This window comes from Mesorhizobium sp. M4A.F.Ca.ET.022.05.2.1 (assembly GCF_003998845.1).
Lineage (GTDB): Bacteria > Pseudomonadota > Alphaproteobacteria > Rhizobiales > Rhizobiaceae > Mesorhizobium.
Genome location: NZ_RZOJ01000541.1, coordinates 1 through 3,290 on the forward strand (window position 1 = coordinate 1; position 3,290 = coordinate 3,290).

At 65.6% G+C, this 3,290-nt stretch carries 3 protein-coding genes; all 3 read left to right on the top strand.

Going from position 1 to position 3,290, the window contains the following annotated elements:
* A partial coding sequence (locus EN745_RS32305) for an alpha/beta hydrolase (protein ID WP_145992258.1) occupies nucleotides 1–840 on the top strand: 840 nt, incomplete at its 5' end.
* Nucleotides 841–923: 83 nt separating this feature from the next.
* On the top strand, nucleotides 924–2,099 hold the full coding sequence (locus tag EN745_RS32310) for a CaiB/BaiF CoA-transferase family protein (protein WP_127423122.1): 1,176 nt from the start codon (nucleotides 924–926) through the stop codon (nucleotides 2,097–2,099).
* The coding region (locus tag EN745_RS32315) for a thiamine pyrophosphate-binding protein (RefSeq protein ID WP_127423123.1) at nucleotides 2,096–3,290 on the top strand (1,195 nt) is incomplete at its 3' end. The genes EN745_RS32310 and EN745_RS32315, both read left to right, overlap by 4 nt.

A 3,290-nucleotide genomic window follows, 5' to 3' on the forward strand; every position in this document is an offset into this window, starting at 1 on the left:
GTCCAGATCAATCATGGACTGGCCGAGCACGCGGCGCGCTATGCCCGCTTCGCCGATTTCCTCGCCAAGCGCGGCTGTCATGTCTATGTGCAGGACCATCGCGGCCACGGCGCGACCAGGGCGCCGGATGCGCCGCTCGGCAAATTCGCCGATGTCGATGGCGGCGCCAAGGTCATCGCCGATGTCACCGCCATCCACGACCTGATCGCCGGCGAGCACCCGGGCGTGCCGGTCATCCTCTTCGGCCATTCGATGGGCGCGTCGGTGGCGTTGAACTTCCTTCTGCGTCATTCGGCGCGCGTCCATGCCGCCGCGATCTGGAACGGCAACTTCTCCCAGGGCCTGCTGAGTCAGCTGGCGCTCGCCATCCTCGGCTGGGAGAGGATGCGGCTGGGTTCCGACGTACCGTCGCGACTGCTGCCGAGGCTGACCTTCCGGGCCTGGGGCAAGGCCGTGCCCAACCACAAGACCCTGTTCGACTGGCTGTCGCGCGACGAGGCGGAGGTGGCGAAATACGTCGCCGATCCGCTGTGCGGCTGGGATGCCTCGGTGTCGATGTGGCGGGACGTCGTCCAGATGGCGATTTACGGCGGCAGCGACGGCAATTTTTCCGGCGTGCGCCGCACCCTCCCCATCAATCTGCTCGGCGGCGAGAAAGACCCCGCCTCGGATTATGGCAAGGCGGTCAACCACCTCGCCGGGCGCATAAGGAGGATGGGCTTTTCGAATCTGGTTTCAAAGGTTTACCCGGAGACCCGCCACGAAAGCCTGAACGAGGTCAACCGGGACATCGTCATGGCCGATTTCGCTGCATGGGCGGACAGCGTTCTGAAATCCTGATCCCGGCGTGGCCTATTGCATGGGCCGTGACAGGGACGGCCGGGATTGATAGAGGCTGCGTTTTCGACCCAACACGGTGATCCATGGCCGAGCCTCCGCTGAAAGGCATACGCGTTATCGAACTCGCCCGCATCCTCGCCGGGCCCTGGGCGGGGCAATTGCTGGCCGATCTCGGCGCCGACGTCATCAAGGTCGAGAGCCCCGACGGCGGCGACGACACCCGCAAATGGGGCCCTCCCTTCGTCATGAGCCATGACGGCGAGAACCTGTCGGCCGCCTACTATCACTCCTGCAATCGCGGCAAGCGTTCGATCGCCATCGACTTCTCCAAGCCCGAGGGCGCCGATACGCTCCGCCGCCTGGTCGCCACTGCCGACGTTTTGATCGAGAATTTCAAGCTCGGCGGGCTGAGGAAATACGGCCTCGACTACGAGAGCCTGAAGAAGATCAACCCGCGCCTCGTTTATTGGTCGATCACCGGCTTCGGCCAGGACGGGCCGTATGCGCCACGGGCCGGCTATGATTTCATCATCCAGGCCATGGCCGGCATGATGTCGATCACCGGCGAGGCCGGCCGCGAGCCGCAGAAGGCCGGCGTCGCCATCTCCGACCTCTTCACCGGCCTCTATTCGGTGGTCGCCATCCAGGCGGCACTTCGCCATGCCGAGAAGGCCGGCGAGGGCCAGCATATCGACATGGCGCTGTTCGACAGCCAGATCTCGGCGCTCGGCAACCAGAACCTCAACTATCTGGTCTCCGGCAAGTCGCCGGTGCAGATGGGCAACGCGCATATGAACATCGCGCCCTACGAGGTGCTGCCGGTCAGGGACGGCCACATCATCCTGGCCGTCGGCAATGACGGCCAGTTCCAAAAATTCTGCGCGGCGGTCGGTCTCGACGATCTGCCATCGAACCGGGATTTTGCCACCAACCCCGCCCGTGTCGCCAACCGGGCGAGACTGCGAGAGCGCATCATCGAGGCGCTCGAGGCCTTGGATCGCGATCCGCTGCTGGCGAAGCTCGAAGCGGCCAGCGTGCCGGCGAGCCCGATCAACACGATCGGCCAGATGTTCGATGATCCGCAGACCATCGCGCGCGGCATGCGGCTCGACCTCGACGACGGCCACGGCAATCGCCTGCCCTCGGTGCGCGCGCCGATGGTGATGTCCGGCACGCCGCTCGTCTATGAGCGCCCCTCGCCGCGTCTTGGCGAGCACACTGAGGAAATCCTGGCCGAACTGGAGAGATCAGCACGATGAAAACCGGCGGACAACTGATCGTAGAGGCGCTTGAAGCCAACGGCACCGACCGCATCTTCTGCGTGCCGGGCGAATCCTATCTGGCCGTGCTCGACGCGCTGCATGACTCGCCCATCCGCACCATCGTCTGCCGCCAGGAAGGCGGCGCCGCGATGATGGCCGACTGCCAGGGCCGCCTGACCGGCAAGCCCGGCATCTGCTTCGTCACCCGCGGTCCCGGCGCCACCAACGCCTCGGCCGGCATCCACATCGCCATGCAGGATTCGGTCCCGGTGATCCTGTTCATCGGCCAGGTCGCCAGCCACGCCAAGGAGCGCGAGGCCTTCCAGGAGGTCGATTACAAGCGCTTCTTCGGCGACATCGCCAAATGGGTGGTCGAGATCGACGATGCCTCGCGCATCCCCGAATTCGTCACCCGCGCCTTCGCGGTGGCGACCGCCGGCCGTCCCGGCCCGGTCGTCATCTCGCTGCCCGAGGACACGCTGACCTGCGTCGTCGAGGCGCCGGCGGCGCTTCCGCATACCCCGGTCGAGACGCGTCCCGGCGAGGCCGAACTCGACGCGCTGGAAAAGCTTCTGGCCAAGGCCAAACGCCCCTTCGTCATCCTCGGCGGCACCCGCTGGGACGCCGATGCCGTTGCGCATATGCAAGGCATCGCCGAAGCATGGTCGCTGCCGGTTGGCTGCTCCTTCCGCCGCCAGATGCTGTTTGATCATCTGCATCCGAACTATGCCGGCGATGTCGGAATCGGCATCAACCCGAAGCTGGCCACCGCCATCAAGCAGGCCGACCTCGTGCTGCTCATCGGCGGCCGTATGGGCGAGATGCCGTCCTCCGACTATACGCTGCTGAAAAGTCCCTACCCCGACCAGACACTGGTCCATGTCCACGCCGACGCGGGCGAGCTTGGCCGCGTCTACCGGCCGGCACTGGCGATCAACGCCTCACCTTCCGCCTTTGTCGAGGGCTTCTCGAAACGCAAGTCCGCTGCTGCGCCGGCCTGGGCGGGCGAGACGGTCAAGCTGCATGCCGCCTATCTCGACTGGTCGACGCCGCCGGAAACCGGCCCCGGCTCCGTCCAGATGGGACCGATCATGAACTATCTGGAAAAGGTGCTGCCCGACGACGCCATCCTGACCAACGGCGCCGGCAACTACGCCACCTGGGTGCATCGCTTCCATCGCTCACGCC